The 21,458-nt window shown below is 54.8% G+C and carries 16 protein-coding genes and 2 pseudogenes; 4 read left to right on the top strand and 14 right to left on the bottom strand.

All coding sequences use genetic code 11. The features are described from left to right. Window positions 1-101 precede the first annotated feature (101 nt). Window positions 102-6,644, top strand: a complete 6,543-nt coding sequence (locus ABDW13_RS15800; protein WP_343553505.1) for an Ig-like domain-containing protein — start codon at window positions 102-104, stop codon at window positions 6,642-6,644. A gap of 46 nt (window positions 6,645-6,690) precedes the next feature. Here the strand turns inward: ABDW13_RS15800 and mtnK are convergent, their stop codons facing one another. Next, the gene (mtnK, locus tag ABDW13_RS15795; protein WP_343553504.1) at window positions 6,691-7,890 is read right to left on the bottom strand and encodes an S-methyl-5-thioribose kinase; all 1,200 of its coding nucleotides are present in this window, start codon (window positions 7,888-7,890) and stop codon (window positions 6,691-6,693) included. Between the two features lie 105 nt (window positions 7,891-7,995). Between mtnK and mtnA the strand changes: the two genes are divergently transcribed. Next, complete coding sequence (mtnA, locus tag ABDW13_RS15790) at window positions 7,996-9,015, top strand: S-methyl-5-thioribose-1-phosphate isomerase (RefSeq protein ID WP_343553503.1); 1,020 nt, start codon at window positions 7,996-7,998, stop codon at window positions 9,013-9,015. Window positions 9,016-9,130: 115 nt separating this feature from the next. Here the strand turns inward: mtnA and ABDW13_RS15785 are convergent, their stop codons facing one another. The 3 genes from ABDW13_RS15785 to ABDW13_RS15775 are packed head-to-tail and all read right to left on the bottom strand — an operon-like array spanning window position 9,131 to window position 10,969. Continuing rightward, the gene (locus tag ABDW13_RS15785) at window positions 9,131-9,673 is read right to left on the bottom strand and encodes an acireductone dioxygenase (RefSeq protein WP_343553502.1); all 543 of its coding nucleotides are present in this window, start codon (window positions 9,671-9,673) and stop codon (window positions 9,131-9,133) included. Window position 9,674: 1 nt separating this feature from the next. Further along, on the bottom strand, window positions 9,675-10,358 hold the full coding sequence (gene mtnC / locus ABDW13_RS15780) for an acireductone synthase (RefSeq protein ID WP_343553501.1): 684 nt from the start codon (window positions 10,356-10,358) through the stop codon (window positions 9,675-9,677). Beyond that, window positions 10,355-10,969 (bottom strand): methylthioribulose 1-phosphate dehydratase, encoded by a 615-nt coding sequence (locus ABDW13_RS15775; RefSeq protein WP_343553500.1) that lies wholly within the window; start codon window positions 10,967-10,969, stop codon window positions 10,355-10,357. Before ABDW13_RS15775 ends, mtnC begins: the two co-directional genes overlap by 4 nt. Before the next feature lie 130 nt (window positions 10,970-11,099). Here ABDW13_RS15775 and ABDW13_RS15770 point away from each other — a divergent pair, with 130 nt between their 5' ends. Next, complete coding sequence (locus ABDW13_RS15770) at window positions 11,100-12,260, top strand: pyridoxal phosphate-dependent aminotransferase (protein WP_343553499.1); 1,161 nt, start codon at window positions 11,100-11,102, stop codon at window positions 12,258-12,260. Continuing rightward, window positions 12,248-12,352 (top strand): annotated as a pseudogene (locus ABDW13_RS15765) (amidohydrolase); the annotation flags it as partial. The gene ABDW13_RS15770 and the pseudogene ABDW13_RS15765, both read left to right, overlap by 13 nt. Window positions 12,353-12,432: 80 nt before the next feature. Here the strand turns inward: ABDW13_RS15765 and ABDW13_RS15760 are convergent. The 10 genes and pseudogenes from ABDW13_RS15760 to ABDW13_RS15715 all read right to left on the bottom strand — a co-directional run. Beyond that, complete coding sequence (locus ABDW13_RS15760) at window positions 12,433-13,293, bottom strand: flagellin (protein WP_343553525.1); 861 nt, start codon at window positions 13,291-13,293, stop codon at window positions 12,433-12,435. 272 nt (window positions 13,294-13,565) lie between these two features. After that, a complete protein-coding gene (gene katG, locus ABDW13_RS15755) occupies window positions 13,566-15,758 on the bottom strand; it encodes a catalase/peroxidase HPI (RefSeq protein WP_343553498.1) in 2,193 nt (730 codons plus the stop codon). 193 nt (window positions 15,759-15,951) lie between these two features. Continuing rightward, window positions 15,952-16,287, bottom strand: coding sequence for a hydroxyisourate hydrolase (gene uraH, locus ABDW13_RS15750; RefSeq protein ID WP_343553497.1), 336 nt, complete (start codon window positions 16,285-16,287; stop codon window positions 15,952-15,954). After that, the gene (gene uraD / locus ABDW13_RS15745) at window positions 16,284-16,778 is read right to left on the bottom strand and encodes a 2-oxo-4-hydroxy-4-carboxy-5-ureidoimidazoline decarboxylase (protein ID WP_343553496.1); all 495 of its coding nucleotides are present in this window, start codon (window positions 16,776-16,778) and stop codon (window positions 16,284-16,286) included. The genes uraH and uraD overlap by 4 nt, the downstream gene beginning before the upstream one ends. Before the next feature lie 12 nt (window positions 16,779-16,790). Further along, window positions 16,791-18,050, bottom strand: a complete 1,260-nt coding sequence (gene hpxK / locus ABDW13_RS15740; RefSeq protein ID WP_343553495.1) for an allantoate amidohydrolase — start codon at window positions 18,048-18,050, stop codon at window positions 16,791-16,793. Further along, window positions 18,047-19,282: an alanine--glyoxylate aminotransferase family protein gene (locus ABDW13_RS15735; RefSeq protein WP_343553494.1), complete on the bottom strand. Its 1,236-nt coding sequence runs from the start codon at window positions 19,280-19,282 to the stop codon at window positions 18,047-18,049. The genes hpxK and ABDW13_RS15735 overlap by 4 nt, the downstream gene beginning before the upstream one ends. Before the next feature lie 21 nt (window positions 19,283-19,303). After that, complete coding sequence (locus ABDW13_RS15730) at window positions 19,304-20,035, bottom strand: amino acid ABC transporter ATP-binding protein (RefSeq protein ID WP_007887180.1); 732 nt, start codon at window positions 20,033-20,035, stop codon at window positions 19,304-19,306. After that, window positions 20,016-20,672 carry an amino acid ABC transporter permease gene (locus tag ABDW13_RS15725; RefSeq protein WP_097097590.1) on the bottom strand — a complete coding sequence of 219 codons (657 nt, stop codon included), beginning with the start codon at window positions 20,670-20,672 and terminating at the stop codon, window positions 20,016-20,018. The genes ABDW13_RS15730 and ABDW13_RS15725 overlap by 20 nt, the downstream gene beginning before the upstream one ends. After that, window positions 20,672-21,337 carry an amino acid ABC transporter permease gene (locus tag ABDW13_RS15720; protein ID WP_061717544.1) on the bottom strand — a complete coding sequence of 222 codons (666 nt, stop codon included), beginning with the start codon at window positions 21,335-21,337 and terminating at the stop codon, window positions 20,672-20,674. The genes ABDW13_RS15725 and ABDW13_RS15720 overlap by 1 nt, the downstream gene beginning before the upstream one ends. Window positions 21,338-21,340: 3 nt before the next feature. Further along, window positions 21,341-21,458: pseudogene (locus ABDW13_RS15715) on the bottom strand (amino acid ABC transporter substrate-binding protein); the annotation flags it as partial.

Genomic DNA, 21,458 nt, shown 5'->3' with positions numbered 1-21,458 from the left:
ACGTAAAAATATATTTTCCTGATACCAGACATGTCTGTACGGCCTAATTTCTCTGCCTATTTAGGATATCGGCCATTACTTAACTTGAATGGTCAAGAAAAATGGATTTTAACAAAAGTCGCTACAATCCTTACGGTACAGAGCAGGACGAACTGCCGTACCAATCCGTTGCCAGCAGCGAAGCGCCGATAGCCGCTCTTACCACGCAGGCCACCGATCCCACTCCGCTGCCGGAAGAGCGCTTTGACACCGAGCGCATTCAGCGCATCAGCTCCGGCGCACAGCTCGAAACCCAAGCCGGCCTGATTATTCAGAATGACAACAGCCGCCTCGAAATCGCCGAGTTCAACTGGTTCGGCTACAACTCCAAAACCCTGTTGGTCGGCGAGAAAAGCACCATCAACTTCAGCCTCGGCTCGCAGGGCATGAGCGAATTCAGCTTCGACTACTTTGCCCTGCACAACAGCGCCACCGTGATTAACTTTTACGACGCCAGCGGCACGTTAATTGGCAGCGAAAAACTCTTTTATACCGGTTCGGTCACCGCGAAGCAGTTTGATATTAAAACCCTTAGTTTTACCGCCCCCGCAGGTACGTTGATTGCCCGCGCCGAGCTGATCACCGGCGACGAACCCGGTGTCGGCGACTACGGCTTCCACATCGACAACGTCAAATGGACTTCCACCGGTCTGATACCGGTAGGCTTCACTTTTGATCATATGAATAAGGACTCAGGCAGCAGCAGTACCGACTTCATTACCAAAGACGGCACGGCGGGCCGCCAGGTGGAGGGAACGCTTAGCCGCGCACTTTCAGCATCCGAGACGTTGCAGTTTTGGGACGGCAGCAAATGGGTGGACGCCTCCGTCACCGGCATGAGCTGGAAAGCGCAGGACGACACCGCGCACAGCACCGACTGGGCATACAAACTACGCGTTATGGACAGCGCCGGTAACGTGACGCCAGAGCAAAGCCATCAGGTGATGCTCGACACCACGCCGTCCGACGTGCAGGTCAGCTTTATCCGCATGAGCAAAGACGATGACGTCGCGGATGACTGGGAAACCACTGACGGCAGCGCCGGACGTACCGTGCAGGGCACGCTGGATAAAGCGCTGGATACGGGCGACATCATCGAGTATTCGCTGGACGGCGGCAAAACCTGGCTGGCGCTTAGCGTGGATTTTGCCAACAACTGGAGCTTTACCGACAACGGGGCGCACACCGCCAGCTGGGAATACCAGATCCGCATCACTGACATCGCTGGCAACGTTAATACGCCAGTGAAGCAGGCGGTGACGCTGGCAGAAGTTAAACCGGCGATCACCGAAGTGTGGGACAACGTTGGCGGCAACGATTTAGTACCGGATCACGGTTATACCGATGATCTGACGCCAACCCTCAAAGGCACCGGGCAGCCTGGCTCAACACTCGATATTTATGCCTTTTACACAGGAGAACATGCCAGTAACAAAATTGGTGCCGTCGTGGTTAAAGCCGACGGCACATGGGAATGGACGCCATCCGCACCGATGCGTCCGGGTGAGGTGACCTTTGATGTTTTGACGAAAACGTTTCTGATATCCGATCCGATCACAATCAATTTAACCGCCGGCCCGACTATCGATAAAGCCTTTGACGACGTCGGACAGGTTACCGACTGGCTGGCAAACGGCGACGCCACCGACGACAGCACCCCGCGCCTGTTCGGCAGCGCGCTGCCCGGCAGCCTGGTTTACCTCTACGACGACGGCAAACTGATTGCCAGCGTTACCGCCAGCGCCAGCGGCGACTGGGAGTGGGAACACGCCACCGGCATGAGCGTCGGCAGACACAGCATAACGGTAAAAATGGAGCAAGGCGCGTTCATCAGCGACTTCTCAACTCCGTGGGTGTTTGAATACGTCAATATGCAGCCGGTCAGTTTTACCCTCACCAGCATGCAAAAGGACACCGGCAGCAGCCAGACCGACTTCATCACCAAAGATGGCTCCGCCAACCGCGAAGTCACCGGTACGCTCAGCCGCACGCTCGCCGCGTCCGAGACCCTGCAACTGTGGGACGGCAGCAAGTGGGTTAACGCCACCGTCAGCGGTATGAGCTGGAAAGCGCAGGACGGCACCGCGCACAGCGCCGACTGGGAGTACAAGCTGCGCGTGGTGAACAGCCTCGGCGACAGCTCGCCGGAGCAGAATTTCCAGGTGATCCTCGATACCACGCCGTCTGACGTGCGGGTCAGCTTTATCCGCATGAGCAAAGACGATGGCGTGGCTGATGACTGGCAAACCACCGACGGCAGCGCCGGACGTACCGTGCAGGGCACGCTGAGCAAAGCACTGGATACGGGCGATATCATCGAGTATTCGCTGAACGGCGGCAAAACCTGGCTGGCGCTCAACGTGGATGCGTCTAACAACTGGAGCTTCACTGACGGCACAGCGCACACCGCCAGCTGGGAATATCAGATACGCATCACCGACATCGCCGGCAACGTCACTACGCCGGTGAAACAGACGGTGACGCTGGCTGATATTAAAGCAGCGATCACCGAAGTGTGGGACAACGTCGGCGGCAACGATCGGGTGCCAGCCAACGGCTATTCCGACGACCTGACGCCAACGCTCAAAGGCACCGGACAACCTGGCGCCACCCTCATGCTGAGCTACACTGACGAATTTGGTCGCGCCGTTGTGGGCCAGCCCGTTATCGTAAAAGCGGATGGCACCTGGGAATGGACGCCGGGCATTCCGCTGGAACCGGGTCAGTTCACCTTTGAATTGCTCAACAGTGCTTACGAGCTGCAGGATGAGATCACCATTAATCTGGTCGCCGGCCCGACTATCGATAAAGCCTTTGACGACGCCGGGCAGATCAGCGACTGGCTGGCAAACGGCGACGCCACCGATGACAGTACCCCGCGCCTGTACGGCAGCGCGCTGCCCGGCAGCCTGGTTTACCTCTACGACGACGGCAAACTGATTGCCAGCGTTACCGCCAGCGCCAGCGGAGAATGGGAGTGGGAACATGCCACCGGCATGAGCGTTGGCAGACACAGCATCACGGTAAAAATGGAGCAAGGCGCTTTTATCAGCGACTTCTCAACTCCGTGGGTGTTTGAATACGTCAATATGCAGCCGGTCAGTTTTAACCTCACCAGCATGCAAAAGGACACCGGCAGCAGCCAGACCGACCTCATCACCAAAGATGGCTCAGCTAACCGCGAAGTCACCGGTACGCTCAGCCGCGCGCTCGCCGCGTCCGAAACCCTGCAACTGTGGGACGGCAGCAAGTGGGTTAATGCCACCGTCAGCGGTATGAGCTGGAAAGCGCAGGACGGCACCGCGCACAGCGCCGACTGGGAGTACAAGCTGCGCGTGGTGAACAGCCTCGGCGACAGCTCGCCGGAGCAAAATTTCCAGGTGATCCTCGACACCACGCCGTCCGACGTGCAGGTCAGCTTTATCCGCATGAGCAAGGACGACGGCGTGGCGGATGACTGGCAAACCACCGACGGCAGCGCCGGACGCACCGTGCAGGGCACGCTGAGCAATGCGCTGGATACGGGCGATATCATCGAGTATTCGCTGGACGGCGGCAAAACCTGGCTGGCACTCAGCGTGGATGCGTCTAACCACTGGAGCTTTATCGACAACGTGACGCACACTGACGACTGGGAGTACCAGATACGCATCACCGACATCGCTGGCAACGTCACTACGCCGGTGAAGCAGACGGTGACGCTGGCCGATATTGCGCCCGTCATCACTGAAATCTGGGATGACGTCGGTGACATTCGCTTAGTACCAAACAAAGGTTACAGCGATGACCTTACGCCGCGTCTGGTCGGAACCGGCCAGCCAAATTCACAGCTTGAAGTCTGGGCAAAGTATGGCAGTAACAATATTATCAAAGTGGGCACCGTCGATGTCCAAGCCGATGGCAGCTGGACCTGGACCCAACCCACACAAATAACCAGCGGAAGTGTACGCTATGCGGTCATCTCATCGTCAGGTGTTGACTCTAACGTGTATGACCTCACGCTGGTTAAGCCTCCGACCATTGATAAAGCCTTCGATAACGCTGGAGCGATAACAGAGTGGCTGGCCAATGGGGCAAAAACCGACGACAGCGCGCCGCGCCTGTACGGCAGCGCGCTGCCCGGCAGCCTGGTTTACCTTTACGATAACGGCAAACTCATCGCCAGCGTTACCGCCAATGCCAGCGGTGCATGGGAGTGGGAACATGCCAGTGGCCATGCAGAGGGCAAGCACAGCATTACGGTGAAGATGGAGCAAGGAGACTTTAAAAGCGACTTCTCCCAGCCGTGGGAATTCGAATACGTCAGCTTACAGCCAATCAGCTTCACACTGACACGGATGGAAAAAGATACTGGCTTTAGCCAGACTGACTTCATCACCAATGATGGAACAGCCAATCGTGAAGTCATCGGTGCCATCAGCCGCGCGCTGGTCGCTGGTGAAACGTTGCAGTTTTGGAATGGCAGCGCATGGATAAATGCCACCGTCACCGGACAGAACTGGAAGGCGCAAGACGCCACCGCCCACAGCAACAACTGGGTGTATAAGCTACGCGTTGTCGACGGCAACGGCAGTGTGTCGCCAGAGAAAGAATTTACGGTCGTTCTGGACAACACGCCGTCTGACAATACGTTAAAATTCGAATTGATGGAAAAGGATGATGGCGCCCATGCACGCGACTGGATTACCAGCGATGGTAGTAAAAATCGCTTAGTTGAAGGGTCCCTCGCCAGGCGGCTGGAAACAGGTGAAACAATACAATATTCGTTGGATAAAGGAAAAACCTGGCAAACAGCTATATCAGTTGAGCAAAGTTGGAAGTTCACCGATAACAAAGCGCATACCAGCGATTGGGAATATCAGGTTCGAATTATTGATATTGCCGGAAATGCATCTCCAGCATTTAAGCAGACTGTCACGTTAGTAAAACCTTTCACTTATGAGGTTTGGGACTATTTTGGTGGCAGTGACGTAGTTCCCAAGGAAGGCTTTAGTGATGATCGTCAACCTACGCTAAAAGGCACCGGCACGCCCAATCAACAAATTGATTTGGCTTTTGTGAGTAAAAATGGAACCAAGACCTTAGCCTCGAAGACCGTCACCATTTCAAGCGATGGTACATGGGAATGGAAGCCGGATGTTGTCCTGCCATTGGGAGAGGTGAACGTTAGTATATTTGCTTCAACCGGGATTTATTTTCCTATCACCATCGTTGCGCCTCCGACGATTGAAAGTGCATTTGATGACGTTAAAAACATTCCACTGCCTTCTGGCGCAACTAGTGCCGACTATAGCCCAGAATTTGCGGGTAAAGCGCACCCTAAAAGCACTGTGTATATCTATGACGGTGCGAAACTGATTGATAGCGTGAAAGCAGATGCCAGCGGAGCGTGGGAGTGGGAATACGGTGGCGGGCTGAGTGTAGGTTTACACAAAATCAACGTAAAAATGGGGATGGAAGGTTTCCTCAGCTCCTCTTCCGACAATTGGGAATTCATCTATGCTGATCCCCTTGTCATCAAATTTAGCAAAATGGATAAAGACACCGGCGTCAGCCAAACTGATTTTATTACTAACGATGGCACAGCGGGCAGGGATGTCACCGGGACGTTGAGTAAGCCGCTTGAAGTGGGTGAGAAGCTCAGTTTATGGAACGGCAGCAATTGGACGGACGCTACAATCAATGGCCTGACATGGACAGTAAGAGATAACAGCGCTCATTCAAGCAACTGGACTTACAAAATTCAGGTGCTTGATAGTAAATATAAGCTGATTACTGAACTGAGCAAAAACGTAGTTTTAGATAAAGTCGCAGCAGCGCCAGTGATTGATAGGGTATATCGCGATTTTGGTATTGGTGGCGGATACATGCTTTCTGGAGGAAAAACGAAAGATAAAACGCCAATATTTGAAGGCAAAATTGAGAAAGGCGCCGTTATTACCATTGAGTACGGACTCAGTAATGGCTCCTGGTTAGGTTCGGCTACGGTGTCAAATATTTCTCAGGACAACACATGGACATGGCAACCCTCGACGCCATTTTATGATGCAACATGGCATGTTCACATTAGATATACCGATAAAGCCGGCAACGTCAGCGCCTGGTCACCCAACTTCGTCATTACTATTGATAGTAAATCGTCGACCTTTGCCATTGAAAATATTGTTGCTGAGGCTGAATGGGATGGTACGGCGATCAGCGGTGTAACACTGGACGAGCAAGCACCCATTACGCTTGCTACGCTGAACGTCACCGGCAGCCATCAGTCACTGGATTTGACCCAACTACATCAAGGCTTAGCCAGCATTAACACTATCGATTTAACTGGGCAAGGTGATAACCAACTGACTATTAGTGCCGCAGATGTATTGGCACTCGGGCAGCAAACTTTGTTCATTGATGATGATAAAAAACAAATTCAGGTGAAGGGGAATGCAGGAGACAGTGCCATTCTTGCCCGTCAGTTGGAAAATTTTGATGCCGATGAATGGGTGATTGCTGATGGAACCATTACCTCTTCAGGAATCGAATATCACGTTTGGCAAAATCAGCATTCGGACGTAGAGATTCTGATCCAGGCAGGATTAAAGACCGAATTGATGTAAGCGCATTTTTATGTAAGCCCTTCATCAGAAGGGCTTTTTTATTAACTCAACCCGCCTGACGAATCCGCGCAATTAACGCATCCACATCGGAAATATGATCGGCAGCCAAAATCAGTGTGCGTCCCAAAGTAATGCAGTGACGAATGCATTCGGTGCGCATCACCTCATCTTCGATATTCTTGAAATCGGCTACATGCGACATACCAACGGTACGGCGAATTAATTCGGTGCCGCAGTAGCCAATGGTGTCACGCCACACTTTCTGCAGGAAGGTGGCGGCATAACCGGGATACGCCAACGCCACGTCAGTGGTTTTCTCTTGTGCCAGTTCAAGGAAGCGGCTGGAGAATTGATTGACCACATCATGCACATCGCTCAATCGACGCTCGCGCCCTTCTGCGGCTTCACGCGGCGCTAACAGACCCGGCAAGCAGCAGTAGTTGATCAGCAAATTGCCAATCGCGCTGCCAACATCAAAGCCAATCGGGCCAAAGTAACCAAACTCGGCATCAATCACTTTCAGGCTGTTATCGGCGACGAAAATCGAGCCGCTATGTACATCGCCGTGCAGCAAGGCTTCGGCATCAGCAAAGAAGCGATGTTTAAGTCCCGCTACGGCAATTTTCAGCGCATCGTCAGTGCGCAAGCTAACCACCAGCGATTCCAGCGCGGCGGGATATTTATTGCGTTCGTGATCAATAAACGGATCGTTGAAGAACAAATCTTCGGTGATTTCACACATTTCCGGGTTAATGAAACGCGCGACTTCGGCTTTTTTCTTGTGCGGATGCAGGTAGAAATCAGAGGTATGGAACAGCGTCTGTGCCAGATACTCGCCCACCTGACGCCCGGCTTGCGGATAGTACGCGCCCTTGACCAACTCGCCGCGCCAGATTTGATGACTGGAGAGATCTTCCATCACCATCACCGCCAGTTCCGCGTCGTAATGTGTGACGTTAACCGTGTGCTGCGGGCAATGTTGATAATGCGCAATCAAGGTTTGTGCTTCGAGGCGCGCACGATCTAGCGTCAACGGCCAGGATTCGCCAACGCAACGCACGTAAGGCAAGGCTTGTTTCACTACAACGCGGCTGCGGTCTTGATTATCGAAAATCTTGAATACCAGGTTAAGGTTGCCATCGCCAATCTCTTCGGCACGCACCAGCGCAGACGGATCGTCCACACCGCCAAATTGTTTAGCATATTCCACAGCATCGGCAGCGGTGAACGTACGGTATTGCGACATTGCCTGTTCCTCGAAATTCGATAGTAATAAGCCGTTTGGACGTCTATACATCCGTCAAGCATGTTGGCACAATAGCCAGCATTAACGCAACAGGGATTTCACACCATGCAAACACTTCGAACCACCAGCCTTGAGGTCCGCGATAATCAGCTGTGGATCCTTGATCAACAGGCGCTGCCACAACAACAAAACTGGCTGCCTGCGCACAATGTGGCGCAGTTGGTCGATCATATTCATGCATTGCGCGTGCGCGGCGCGCCGCTGATTGGTCTTTCCGCCAGTTTGCTGTTAGCGCTGCTCGGCGAGCAAGGCATGCCACATGCTGAACTGGCGGAGTCGCTGGAAGTGCTGCGTGCGGCGCGCCCAACGGCGGTGAACCTGATGAACAATCTCGATCGCATGAAAGTGGCGTTGGCAGAAAGCGATTTTGTTGCGGCGTTGAGTGCCGAAGCGTTGCGTCTGGTGGCCGAAGATAAGCAGTTATGTGACAACATTGCGCGCGCCGGTTGCGCGTTAGTCAAACCGGGCAGCCAGTTGCTAACGCACTGCAATACCGGCGGTTTAGCGACGGCTGGCGTTGGCACCGCATTGGGTGTGATCGCTCTGGCGCATCAGCAAGGTTTGGTGAAAAACGTTTGGGTGGATGAAACCCGCCCGCTGCTGCAAGGCGGACGTTTAACCGCATGGGAACTTGGCGAGCTGAGTATCCCTTATCAGCTGATCACTGATTCGATGGCCGCCAGTTTAATGGCGCGCGGCGTGGTCGATGCGATTTGGGTCGGAGCGGATCGTATTGCCGCCAATGGTGATGTGGCGAACAAGATTGGTACCTATAGTTTGGCGGTGTTGGCGCATTATCACGGCATTCCGTTCTACGTTGCTGCGCCGCATACCACGCTGGATCGTTTGTGTCCGAATGGCGATGCCATTCCGATTGAGCAACGCGCAGCCAGCGAAGTGACGGGCGTGGCGGGCAGTTTTGGTAGCGTACAGTGGGCGCCGGAAAATGCTGCGGTTTACAACCCGGCGTTTGATGTCACGCCTGCGGCGCTGATTAGCGGTTGGGTATTGGATACCGGCGTGGTGACGCCTGAACAGGTTAAAGAAGGGATTTTTCAGCCTTAGGGTTGGAAGCGCGCTTTCCCTCACCCTACCCCTCTCCCACAAGTGGGAGAGGGAACCGATCGAGCAAATCGGCACGTTCGGTTTCTTCCCTCGCCGCTTACTGTTGAGGGAAAACTCACGCCAAACGCGGATAGGCATCGGCAATCTTATCGCCGGTGAAGTTCGCCACCCAGCCTTCCTGATTGTCGAAAATACGAATGGCGGTAAAGTGCGGTTCAGAACCCATATCAAACCAATGCGCCGTTCCGGCTGGCACAGAAATCAGATCGTTCTTCTCACACAAAATCTGATACACCTCGCCATCCAGATGCAGGCAGAACAACCCTGAACCTTCGACGAAGAAACGCACTTCATCTTCGCTATGGGTATGTTCGTTAAGGAACTTGGTGCGCAGCACGTCTTTTTGTGGATTGTCGGCGCGCATGCTCAACACATCCCAACTCTGATAGCCCTTCTCTTCCACCAAACGATCAATCGCATGCTGATAAGCCTGGATTACCGTTTCAGAATCAGGATTGCTGCCCAGATCGCGGTCGGCCTGCCAACGCTCAAAACGCACGTTTTTGGCGTTGAGGCGATCGCGAATCGCCTCTGCATCGGTGCTGTGCCACACCGGTTGATCGGCTTCGGTATCGGTAAAAATGGTCAATGCACTCATGTTAAATCGACTCCACTTTAATCTGGGAAAAATCGTTTACCTGGTGATGACGACTGACGTTATCCGCCTCGCCACGAATTAACTGCACGGTGCGCCAGCCCGCTTCGGCTGCGGCATCCAGTTCCTGATGAATATCCGACAAGAACAAAATGCTGTTGGCTGCCAGACCGATTTGCTCAGCGATGTTGCGATACGACTGCGTTTCACGCTTCGCGCCGACGCCGGTATCAAAATAGCCGCTAAACAGCGAGGTTAAATCACCTTCATCGCTGTAGCCAAATAACAGTTTTTGCGCGGCGACCGATCCAGAGGAATATACATACAGGCCAATTCCCTTTTGCTGCCAACGCTCAAGAGCAGGCAGTACATCAGGATAGAGATGCCCGGTAAATTGGCCTTCGACATAACCGGCGCGCCAAATCATGCCTTGCAACGCTTTGAGGCCCGGCGACTTGCGATCCGCATCGATATAGCCAATCAGCGTATTAATCAGTTCATCAACCGTAGCCTGCGGCGCCTCAGACTCGGCACGCACCGCGTCAAGTGCAGCAACGACCTTGTCGTCGTTCTGGTTTTCACGCACAAAATCAGCCAGATGCTGGCGCGCATAAGGAAATAACACGTTGTGCACGAACTGGATATCGCTGGTGGTTCCTTCAATATCCGTGACGATGGCGCGAATCATTTGGCCTCCAGCAGGCGTCGTTGCAGTTCACATTCAAACAGAAATTCCAGCCCTTCCAGATGGCGGCGTGCTTCATTGACATCTTTGCCCCAGCACGTCAGGCCGTGGCCGCGCAGCAGAAAACCGTATTGCAGCGGCGTTTGCGCGGCAAAAGCTTCAATGCGCTGCGCCAGCGCATCAATGTCTTGATCGTTATCGAACAGTGGAATGGCAATTGTGTTGAGATGCGAATCCTGACCAGCAAGGGTTTTCTGCATTTCGTAGCCGCTCAGCAGCAACGCAGCGCCCTTCTCAACGCGTGACAACACCGTTGAGTTGACGGTATGGGTGTGCAACACCGCACCCGCCTGCGGGAATAGACGATAAATCAGCGTGTGCAGCCCGGTTTCCGCCGATGGCTTACGCCCGGATGGCACCGCGTTGGTGGCAATCTCCACCTGGATGAAGTCATCACGCGTTAAGCTGCCTTTATCCTTGCCAGACGCGCTAAGCAGACAATATTCCGCGTCCTGACGTACCGACATGTTGCCGCCGGTCGCCGGTGCCCAACCTTTGCCACCAATCCAGTGGCAGGCGGCCACTAAATGTTCCAGTGGGAGAAAATCCGTCATAGCGATGTGTGGCTCCGCAGGTGAGTTTAGACGTCTAAGCGTCTCGATTGCCAAATATTAACATCCTGTTTATAGTGGCAGCAACACAGGGTTACTCCGCATCGACATTCGCGCTTAAGGCCACAAAACAATGACGCAGCACAACCTGATCCCCGAGAGCAAATTACCGGCGCTCGGCACCACCATTTTTACCCAAATGAGCGCGCTGGCGCAGCAGCACAACGCCATTAACCTCTCGCAAGGCTTCCCCGATTTCGACGGTCCACGCTATTTGCAGGATCGTCTGGCGTATCACGTTAGCCAGGGCGCGAACCAATATGCACCGATGATTGGCGCACTGCCACTGCGCGAAGCCATTGTGGCCAAAACCGCTGAGCTTTACGGCCACTCGCCGGACGTAAACAGTGACATTACCGTCACCGCCGGTGCCACCGAAGCGTTATACGCTGCGATCACCGCGCTGGTGCGTCCGGGCGATGAAGTGATCTGCTTTGATCCGAGTTACGACAGTTACGCGCCGGCGGTGCAACTGGCAGGCGGCGTGCTAAAACGTATCGCGCTGCAACCGCCTGGTTTTCGCGTGGATTGGTCTGCATTTCGCAGCCTGCTGAGCGCCAAAACACGCTTGGTGATTCTGAACACGCCGCACAACCCTTCCGCCACCGTATGGCGCAAAAGCGATTATGCCGAGTTGTGGCAGGCGATTGCCGAGCAGGAAATCTATGTGCTGAGCGATGAAGTTTACGAGCACATCTGCTTCGCCGAAGAAGGCCACGCCAGCGTGTTAGCGCATGCCGAACTGCGCCAACGCGCGATTGCGGTGTCATCGTTTGGCAAAACTTTCCACATGACCGGCTGGAAAGTCGGTTATTGCATCGCACCGGCGGCAATCAGCGCGGAAATCCGCAAAGTGCATCAGTATCTGACCTTTTCGGTCAACACGCCGGCGCAATTGGCGATTGCCGACATGCTGCGTCAGGAACCTGAACATTATCGTGAACTCCCGGAATTCTACCGTGCGCGCCGCGACCGCCTAATTCAGGCGTTGGCTAACAGCCGCTTCAAAGTGTTGCCGTGTGAAGGCACTTACTTTTTACTGGCGGATTACAGCGCCATTTCCGATCTCGATGACGTGAGTTTCTGCCAGTGGTTAACTAAAGAAGTCGGCGTGGCGGCGATTCCGCTGTCGGTATTCTGCGCCGATCCGTTCCCACACAAGTTGATTCGCCTGTGCTTCGCCAAACAGGAAGCGACGCTGGACGCTGCTGCGGAGCGTTTATGTCAGCTTTAAAAATTACGCTGCTGCAAGAAACCCTCATTTGGATGGATGGCGCAGCTAACCTGCGTCATTTCGATGGCGTGCTGAAAGGCATTGAAGGCCGCGAATGCTTCCCGGCGTGACGCGATGCAGATAGTTTTACGTTGTAAAAAACGCAGGGAGATACTCCCTGCATTTCAATGCACTAACCCAGTAAATTCAGCGCCATCTTAGCAATGCCATTGCCTTGATTTAACATCGCCTGGCTGCTTTGCATCAGCATATTCATGCGAGTCATCTTGGTCACTTCCATTGCGAAGTCGGCATCAACGATAGTGCCAATATTGATATCGGTGTTGTCACGCATATTGCTCAAGTTAGCATCAGTATATTGCAAGCGATTGATGTTAGAACCAAAATCACTGCGTACTGCCTGAACTTTTTCTAAAGCTGCGCTGACGAAATCAATATTTTCATTGGCGGTGACCGAATCTTCCAACGCGCCAGGATTACCTGGCACGGTCACCAGGTTTAACATTGCATCAACTGATTCTTGCAGTTTGGTGTCCAGATTCACTTTCAGCACTTCATCGCTTGAACTACCAATCTGAAATTGAACCGTTGAAGTGAATTTACCTTTAACTTCTGGTGGGATAACACTTTGCAGCAGCGGCTCAGAACCGTACTGGGTGTTACGCATGATACTGTCCATTTCGCTGAACAAAGCATCATACTCCGATTGCATCGCACTGCGATCTTCAGCGCTAAAGCTGTCATCAGCCGCTTGTGTTGAAAGTTCTTTCATACGCTGTAGTACGTTGGTCACTTCTTCCAGCGCACCTTCACCCATTGACATCATCGCACTCGAACGCGCGATATTATGCTTGGCAACCGTCATGCCATTGGATTGCGATTTCAAACGTGTGGCAATTTGCAGACCTGCCGCGTCATCCGCTGCGCTGTTAATGCGCTTGCCGGTTCCCAAACGCTGCATTGCAACGCTGAGCGCATCCGTCGCTTTGCCAAGCGATCGGGATGACGTCATGCTTATTGCATTGGTAAACATCGTTATTTTCATAAAATTTTAATCCTACTGTTATGGCTCCATTATGGGCCTATTACGCACCTACTTAAGAGCGTCACAGCGGTCGGGTTATTTAATGTATAGCTCGCTAAGTCTCAGCTTTGAGTCAGGTCTTACCATTCTCAAACCTCTTTAAGAAATTAACCGGAGGTTAAATCTTAATATGTGAAATTAAATATTACTGGTTTGTGATTTTTTAGATAAAAAAAAGGCAGCGCTTTGGCTGCCTTTCACTTAATGAGCACTTAACGCCGTTACAGCTCGAAGCGATCCAGATTCATCACTTTGGTCCATGCAGCAACGAAGTCGGCAACGAACTTCTGTTTGGCATCGCTGCTGGCGTAAACTTCAGCCAGCGCACGCAGAATCGCATTCGATCCAAACACTAAGTCGGCACGCGTGGCGCTAAACTTAACTTCGCCGCTTAAACGATCGCGACCTTCAAACAACTCTTCGCTTTCATCGCTGGCTTTCCAAGCGGTGCGCATATCCAGCAGATTGACGAAGAAGTCGTTGCTTAACACGCCCACGCGATCGGTGAACACACCATGTTGCCCGCCGTCAAAGTTGGTGCCTAACACACGCAGGCCGCCAATCAACGCGGTGAGTTCAGGTGCGCTCAGCGTCAGTTGCTGTGCTTTATCCAGCAGCAACGTCTCGGTTGAAGAGCCTTTGGCAACGCGGCGATAGTTGCGGAAACCATCCGCCAGCGGTTGCAGCACCGCAAAGGACTCAACATCGGTTTGATCCTGACGCGCATCAACACGACCCGGCGTGAACGGCACCTGTGTGGTGACGCCCGCAGCCGCAGCCGCCAGCTCAATACCGACACTACCGGCCAGTACAATGACATCAGCCAGTGACGCTTTGCCCGATTCCTGCTGAATCTTCTGCAAGGTTGGCAGCACATCAGCGATGACGCTGGCGTTCACCGCCCAATCTTTCTGCGGCGCCAACGCCAGACGTGCGCCATTGGCGCCACCGCGTTTGTCGCCACCACGGAAGGTGGAAGCCGACGCCCAAGCGACTGAAACCAGTTGGCTAACGCTCAGACCGGAAGCGGCAATGCGCCCTTTCAGATCGCTGATATCAGCAGGCGTTGGCTGATGTGTGGCTTGCGGTAACGGATCCTGCCACAGCAGATCTTCCTTCGGTACTTCCGGGCCGATGTAACGCGCTTTTGGTCCCATATCGCGGTGCGTCAGTTTGAACCACGCACGGGCAAAGGCTTCGTTGAACGCCTGCGGATCGTTGAGGAAGCGGCGCGAGATCTTGCCAAACTCTTCATCGAAGCGCAGCGTCAGGTCGGTCACCAGCATGGTCGGTTTGCGTTTTTTCTCTGGATCGAAGGGATCCGGGATAATCGCTTCGGCATCAGCCGCTTCGAATTGAATCGCGCCCGCTGGGCTGCGCGTCTGTACCCATTCGTATTTGAATAGGTTCTCGAAGAAATAGTTGCTCCACTGCGTTGGCGTTTGCGTCCACACCACTTCCAGGCCGGAAGTAATGGAATCTTTACCCACGCCGCTGCCGTAGCTATTGCTCCAGCCAAGACCTTGCGCTTCAATCGGTGACTCTTCGGGATCGACGCCAACGTGGCTGGCTTCTGCCGCACCGTGGGTTTTACCCAAGGTGTGACCACCGGCGATCAGCGCGACGATCTCTTCGTCATTCATGCCCATATTGCCAAAGGTAGCGCGAATCGCTGGCGCCGCTGATTTCGGATCGCCGCTGGCTTCTGGGCCTTCTGGGTTGACGTAAATCAGGCCCATTTCGGTGGCACCGAGCGGTGCATTCGCCAAAGCTTCCGGATGGCGATGCGCCAACCATTCGGTTTCGTGGCCCCAATCGACATCCATGTCCGGTTCCCACACATCTTCACGACCGGCACCAAAGCCGAAGGTACGGAAACCGGCATTTTCCAGCGATACGTTGCCCGCCAGAATGTAGAGGTCGGCCCAGGAAATTTTCTGACCGTATTTTTGTTTCACCGGCCACAGCAAGCGGCGCGCTTTATCAAGGCTGACGTTATCTGGCCACGAGTTAAGCGGTGCAAAACGTTGCTGACCACGACCCGAACCGCCGCGGCCATCAATGGTGCGATAAGTCCCCGCGCTGTGCCACGCCATGCGAATGAACAGCCCAATATAGCTGCCCCAGTCGGCTGGCCACCAGGATTGCGAATCGGTGAGAATCGCGCGGATATCGGCTTTTAAGGCGGAGTAATCGAGTTTGCTGAATTCGTCGCGGTAATTGAAGGTGTCGCTGAGTGGGTTGGAACGATTGGAGTGCTGATTTAACAGATCGACGCGCAGCATATTCGGCCACCAATCTCGGTTGGATGTACCGTTGCCTGCGCCGCGTTTTAATACACTTTTTTCTTCAGTCGCCCCGTGATGAAAGGGGCATTTTCCTGCTGCATTGTCATTATTATCGTGTGTGCTCATTTTGTCGGCTCCATTGCGTTAGCTTCACATTGTGCAGTTACTATAACGACACATAATGATAGTTTATAAACGGATGAACCGACGGTTTTGATAGTTATTGTCTTTCAAAAACAGGAATGTGATAGGGTGCAAACAATTGAGTAAAGGTTGGTAGTGGTCACCATGAATGGCGACCCTACAGGAAAAGCGAAGATTAACTACCGCGATAGGTGGACCACGACCACGGGGAGATCAGGAATGGCAGATGATAATGGCTGCCGGATGCGCCAATCACGAAATCGATTTGCGCACTAACGTACAGCGCATCGCGCCCTTCAGCGGCAAAGTAATCACCAATCTCAGCCGTTAAGCGATAATGACCGGGCGCCAGCGGTTCCGGCGTGAGATCTTTGATGCGGCCATCGCTGTCGGTTTCCCCTTCAGCCAGCGGCAGCCAACCTTCCGGGCTGTTTTGTTCCAGCGAAATCGCAACGCCAATTGCCGGTTTGCCCAGTGCGGTATCAAGAATATGCGTGGTGATGGTGCTCATGTAATGCTCTCCTTCAACCGTAACAAGGTGATTTCGCTGAGTTGCTTCAGCGCTTCCTGTTGTTCGCTTTCAGCATCATTGTTCAGCCGGCGCTGTAATTCGGCCAGCATCTCTTCACCGCTACGCCCTTTGGCGCGAATCAGAAACACGCGGCCAAAGCGCTGTTCGTAGGTTTGATTGCCCGCCAGCATCGCCAGTTGCAGCGCGCCATCGGCCTGCTGCATCGCCGCCTGCTCACTGCGCGACAATGCCGCTTCTTTACCTGCACCAGCAACTTTGTCGCCAATGCGCGGATGCGCGCTGAGCGCCTGTTCCAGTTCATCAGCTTGCCACAAGGCCGCCAAACGCTCAGCTTCAGCATATAAAGTCGCTAATGTTGCATAAGGGCGTGCGGCCACCAGCGCCGTTTGCCAGCCGGGAATTGCCACACAATGCGCGATGGCGGCGTGCGCTGCTTCAGGGGAAATCTGGTTGAAGCTTACCAAATCCATATTTCGGTTCCTTTACCTGCGCGCTAGATCGCATACCGCTTGTAGATACGCCTGCACACCCAGCGCTACATCAGCGGCCTGCACCGATTCCGCCGGATGATGGCTAATGCCGCGATGATTACGCACGAACAGCATGCCAACCGGCCAGCGTTCGGCGATGGCAATCGCATCGTGACCCGCGCCGCTTGGCAATGACACGCTGCGCCCTTGCACTGTTTCCACCGCGTGGCTCAACGCTTGCTGCAAGCGGGCATCACATCCGGTAGCGGCAATGCGGTAATACTCGTTGGAGCTAAAAGTTAAGCCGCGACGCAGCGCAATCGCCTGCGCCTGCGTCAGCAACGTAGAGAGCAAACGCTCCAGCGGCTCATCCTGCGGACCGCGCACATCAAGCGACAACTGTACTTCGCCCGGAATCACGTTCACCGCACCCGGCAAGCAGCTCAAGGTGCCGACCGTCGCCACCAATTGCGGATCGTGCTCAGCGGTGGTGTGTTCGATAAACACCATCCACTCAGCCGCGGCGGCCAGCGCATCTTTGCGATGCGTCATCGGTACGGTGCCAGCGTGTCCTGCTTCACCGACAAAACTGCAATTCAGGCGGCGTGCGCCGTTGATCGCTGTTACCACGCCGAGCGCCAGGTCTTCCTGCTCCAGACACGGACCTTGTTCGATATGCAGTTCAAGGTAAGCGGCGATGTCATTAACCTCACGCGCCGCGTCGAGAATTTTTGCCGCATCGAAACCGACATCCTGCATCGCTTCCGCCACCGTGATGCCGTTGCCATCAGGATGCGTCACCCAACTTTCCGGCCAACTGCCGGTGATGCCACGGCTACCAAGCAGCGTAATGCCAAAGCGCGTGCCCTCTTCGTCGCCAAAGCCGACAATCTCAATCGCTAGCGGTAAACGTTGCTGATGATCGTGCAGCCACTGCACGGTTTCGATGGCGCTTAACACGCCGAGCATGCCGTCATAGCGGCCGGCATTACGCACCGTATCGAGATGTGAACCAAGCAGCAATGCCTGCGCGCCGGGTTCGGCGGCTTCGTAACGGCCACAAATGTTGCCAACCGCGTCTTGCCACGTGCTCATGCCCGCCGCCTGCATCCACTCACCAACGCGCGCATTAGCGCGCAGCTGTTCCGGCGATAGATATACCCGCGTTAGGCCGCCTTCGCTTTCACTGATCTCAGCCAGCGCATCACAGCGCGCCATGACGCGCGCGGCGGCGGATTGCGCCTCGCTGGCGGTCATCAGGCTTTTATTCATGCGCGGCTCCCATACAGATCCCATGCCGCCTGCATTGCTGCGCCTTGCGTGGTGCGGAAGCCAAGGTGATTGAGTACCGCTTCCAGCGCGCTTAACGTCATCATCACGCAGTCTTTGCGCGCGTTGTAACCCATGGTACCGATGCGCCACACTTTGCCGTGCAGCGGACCAAACGAGGTGCCGATTTCGATACCGAAATCTTCCAGCACCAGCTTGCGCACCTGATCGCCATTGACGCCCGGCGGGATCACCACGCCCAGCACGTTGTTCATCTTGTGGTTGAGATCGCCAAAGGTTTCGAGGCCCATGCCCTGAATGCCTTTCAGCAGCGCATCGCCGTGCAGCTTATGACGCGCGATGCCGTTATCCAATCCTTCCTGCATCATCAGGCGCGCACATTCACGCGCACCAAACAGCGCAGTGGTGGCTTCGGTGTGGTGATTGAGGCGTTCTGGCCCCCAATAATCCATGATCATGCCGAGATCAAAATAGTTGGAGTAGATCATCTCGTCGTCGCCGTCCTGATGATCGGCAGTGCGAATGCCCTCTTCCACGCATTTACGTTTGCGGATCACTGCTTCCATCTGCGGACTCAGGGTGATAGGCGAAGTGCCAGACGGACCGCCGAGGCATTTCTGCATGCCAGCCGATACCGCATCCAATCCCCACGCATCGGTTTCCAGCGCGTTACCGCCGAGTGACGCGGTGGCGTCGGTGTAGAACAGCACGCCATATTTCTGGCAAATTGCGCCGAGTTGTTCCAGCGGTTGCAGCATGGTGGTTGAGGTATCGCCCTGCACCGTCAGCAGCAGGCGCGGCTGCACTTTTTTGATCGCATCTTCGATTTGATCCGGCGTAAACACTTCGCCCCACGGCACTTCGATGGTGTGCACCTCGGCACGGCAACGACGGGCGATTTCACACAGCAGATGACCAAAGCGGCCAAATACTGGCACCAGCACTTTGTCGCCCGGACGGATCGTCGACAGCAAAATGGCTTCGATACCGGCGCGTGAAGTGCCATCGATCAGCATCGTCCAGCGGTTTTCAGTGCGGAATACGCCACGGTACAGCGCCATCACTTCATTCATGTAATGCGTCATCGCCGGATCGTATTGGCCAATCAACTGGCTCGACATGGCGCGCAGCACGCGCGGGTCGGCGTTGATCGGTCCCGGCCCCATCAACAGGCGCTGCGGCGGGTTTATTTGCGAAAACTGGCTGATATCCATGGTGTATTCCTTGTTGTTCGTTTACAGACGCACGGTCGAGATGAACTGCTTCAGTTCGGCGGTTTGCGGATTAGCGAACAGCGTTTTGCTGTCGCCCTGCTCCCACACGCGCCCCTGATGCATAAAGACCACGCGATCGCCCACGTCGCGGGCGAAGTTCATTTCATGGGTGACGAGAATCAACGTCATGCCTTCGGCGGCTAACTGCTCCAGCACTTTCAGCACCTCGCCCACCAGTTCAGGATCGAGCGCCGAGGTGATCTCATCACAGAGTAAAACTTTGGGCTGCATCGCCAGCGCACGCGCAATCGCCACGCGCTGCTGCTGCCCGCCGGACAGATTGGCCGGATAATAATTGATGCGCTCGCCAAGGCCGACTTTCTCCAGCATCTGTGTCGCCAGTTCGCGGCATTCCGCTTCGCTTTTCTTCAGCACGCGACGCGGTGCCAGCATCACGTTTTCCAGCGCGGTCATGTGCGGGAACAGGTTGAAGTTCTGGAACACCATGCCAACAGAGCGGCTGATTTCACGTGCTTGCGATTCGCGATCGGTAATGGTCATGCCGCCGAGTTTGATGCTGCCTTCCTGATAGCCTTCCAGCCCGTTCATGCAGCGCAGCAAGGTACTTTTGCCCGATCCGCTGCGGCCGATAATCGAGATCACTTCGCCGTGGTCGACATCGAGATCGACGCCTTTCAAAACGTGGTTGTCGCCGTAGTACTTCTGTACCTGATTAATGGTGATGAGCGGCATTGAATTTTTTCTCCAGGTACTGGCTGTAACGCGACAGCGGATAACACATCAGGAAGTAACCGAGCGCCACCAGGCCAAACACCTTGAACGGCTCATACGTCACGTTATTCAAAATGGTGCCGGCTTTGGTCAGCTCGACGAAACCGATAATCGAGGCCAGCGCGGTGCCTTTAATCACCTGCACGGCAAACCCAACCGTAGGCGCGATGGCGATACGAATCGCCTGCGGCGCGACCACGCGAAACAGCGTTTGACCAAAGGTCAGGCCGAGACAGCGCGACGCTTCCCACTGCCCTTTTGGCAGGGCGCGAATGCTGCCGTACCAGATATCCACCAGAAACGCGCTGGTGTAGAGCGTTAAGGCCAGCGAGGCGGCGGTCCATGGCGCGACATCGATGCCGAACAAGCCGACACCGAAGAAGGCGAGGAATAGCTGCATCAGCAGCGGCGTGCCCTGAAACAGCTCGGTGTAGGCGCGCACCAGGCGCATCGGCCATTTACGTTTCAGCAGGCGCATAAACAGCAGCGGCAAGGTCACCAGCGTGCCGCCAAAAAACGCCACCAGCGAAAGTAAAATTGTCCAGCGCGCTGCCAGCAGCAGGTTGCGCAGGATGTCCCAGTCGGTAAATTGCGTCATCATGCCGGCTGCGCTCCCAACCATTTACGTCCCAGCGCCAGCAGCAGTTGGCGCATGGCAATCGACAACGCCAGATAGATCAGCGTGGTCACGAAATAGACTTCAAAACTCAAAAAGGTGCGCGACTGAATCAGGTTGGCGGCGAAGGTCAACTCTTCGTACGACACCTGCGACACCACCGACGAGCCGAGCATCACAATGATGCATTGGCTGACCAGCGCCGGATAAATGCGCTGCAGCGACGGCGGCAGCACCACGCGGATAAAGGTTTGCGTGCGGGTCAATCCCAGCACGCGCCCCGCTTCCCACTGGCCGCGCGGCGTCACCTGAATCCCGGCGCGAATAATTTCGGTGCTGTACGCGCCAAGGTTAATCAACATCGCCAGCAGCGCGGCTTCGCCCGCCGTCAGTTTCAGACCCAGATTGGGCAAACCAAAGACGATGAAAAACAGCTGCACCACAAATGGCGTATTACGAATCAATTCGACGTACAGGCCCCAGATGCGGCTCGCCCAGCTCGGTTTGCCGCTGCGCAGCGCCGCGCCGAGAATACCGAGGCTGACACCGCCCACGGTGGCGAGCACGGTGATCTGAATCGTGACCCACAGTCCGGCCAGCAACTCTGGCCAGTGCGGCCAGAGATCGGCGAAGTTAAGTTGCGCCATACTTTATGCGCCGAGGTTCGCTGGCAGCGGCGCTTTCAGCCACTCTTCCGACAGCTTGTTCAGCGTGCCGTCTTTAATACCCTGCTCAATCAGCGCATTCACTTTCTCTTTCAGCGCCGGC

It is taken from the genome of Pantoea sp. (genome assembly GCF_039594315.1).
Lineage (GTDB): Bacteria > Pseudomonadota > Gammaproteobacteria > Enterobacterales > Enterobacteriaceae > Pantoea.
The sequence above is the reverse complement of the archived record's forward strand: the minus strand, read 5'-3'. Positions and strand labels throughout refer to the sequence as shown.

Coding starts and splice junctions, on each gene's coding strand:
- ABDW13_RS15800 (WP_343553505.1), top strand. CDS start 102: ATGGATTTTAACAAAAGTCGCTACAATCCTTACGGTACAGAGCAGGAC.
- ABDW13_RS15775 (WP_343553500.1), bottom strand. CDS start 10,969: ATGACGGATTTTCTCCCACTGGAACATTTAGTGGCCGCCTGCCACTGG.
- ABDW13_RS15725 (WP_097097590.1), bottom strand. CDS start 20,672: ATGACGCAATTTACCGACTGGGACATCCTGCGCAACCTGCTGCTGGCA.
- ABDW13_RS15720 (WP_061717544.1), bottom strand. CDS start 21,337: ATGGCGCAACTTAACTTCGCCGATCTCTGGCCGCACTGGCCAGAGTTG.
- ABDW13_RS15760 (WP_343553525.1), bottom strand. CDS start 13,293: ATGTTTACCAATGCAATAAGCATGACGTCATCCCGATCGCTTGGCAAA.
- katG (WP_343553498.1), bottom strand. CDS start 15,758: ATGAGCACACACGATAATAATGACAATGCAGCAGGAAAATGCCCCTTT.
- ABDW13_RS15770 (WP_343553499.1), top strand. CDS start 11,100: ATGACGCAGCACAACCTGATCCCCGAGAGCAAATTACCGGCGCTCGGC.
- mtnK (WP_343553504.1), bottom strand. CDS start 7,890: ATGTCGCAATACCGTACGTTCACCGCTGCCGATGCTGTGGAATATGCT.
- hpxK (WP_343553495.1), bottom strand. CDS start 18,050: ATGAATAAAAGCCTGATGACCGCCAGCGAGGCGCAATCCGCCGCCGCG.
- ABDW13_RS15785 (WP_343553502.1), bottom strand. CDS start 9,673: ATGAGTGCATTGACCATTTTTACCGATACCGAAGCCGATCAACCGGTG.
- mtnC (WP_343553501.1), bottom strand. CDS start 10,358: ATGATTCGCGCCATCGTCACGGATATTGAAGGAACCACCAGCGATATC.
- uraH (WP_343553497.1), bottom strand. CDS start 16,287: ATGAGCACCATCACCACGCATATTCTTGATACCGCACTGGGCAAACCG.
- uraD (WP_343553496.1), bottom strand. CDS start 16,778: ATGGATTTGGTAAGCTTCAACCAGATTTCCCCTGAAGCAGCGCACGCC.
- ABDW13_RS15735 (WP_343553494.1), bottom strand. CDS start 19,282: ATGGATATCAGCCAGTTTTCGCAAATAAACCCGCCGCAGCGCCTGTTG.
- ABDW13_RS15730 (WP_007887180.1), bottom strand. CDS start 20,035: ATGCCGCTCATCACCATTAATCAGGTACAGAAGTACTACGGCGACAAC.
- mtnA (WP_343553503.1), top strand. CDS start 7,996: ATGCAAACACTTCGAACCACCAGCCTTGAGGTCCGCGATAATCAGCTG.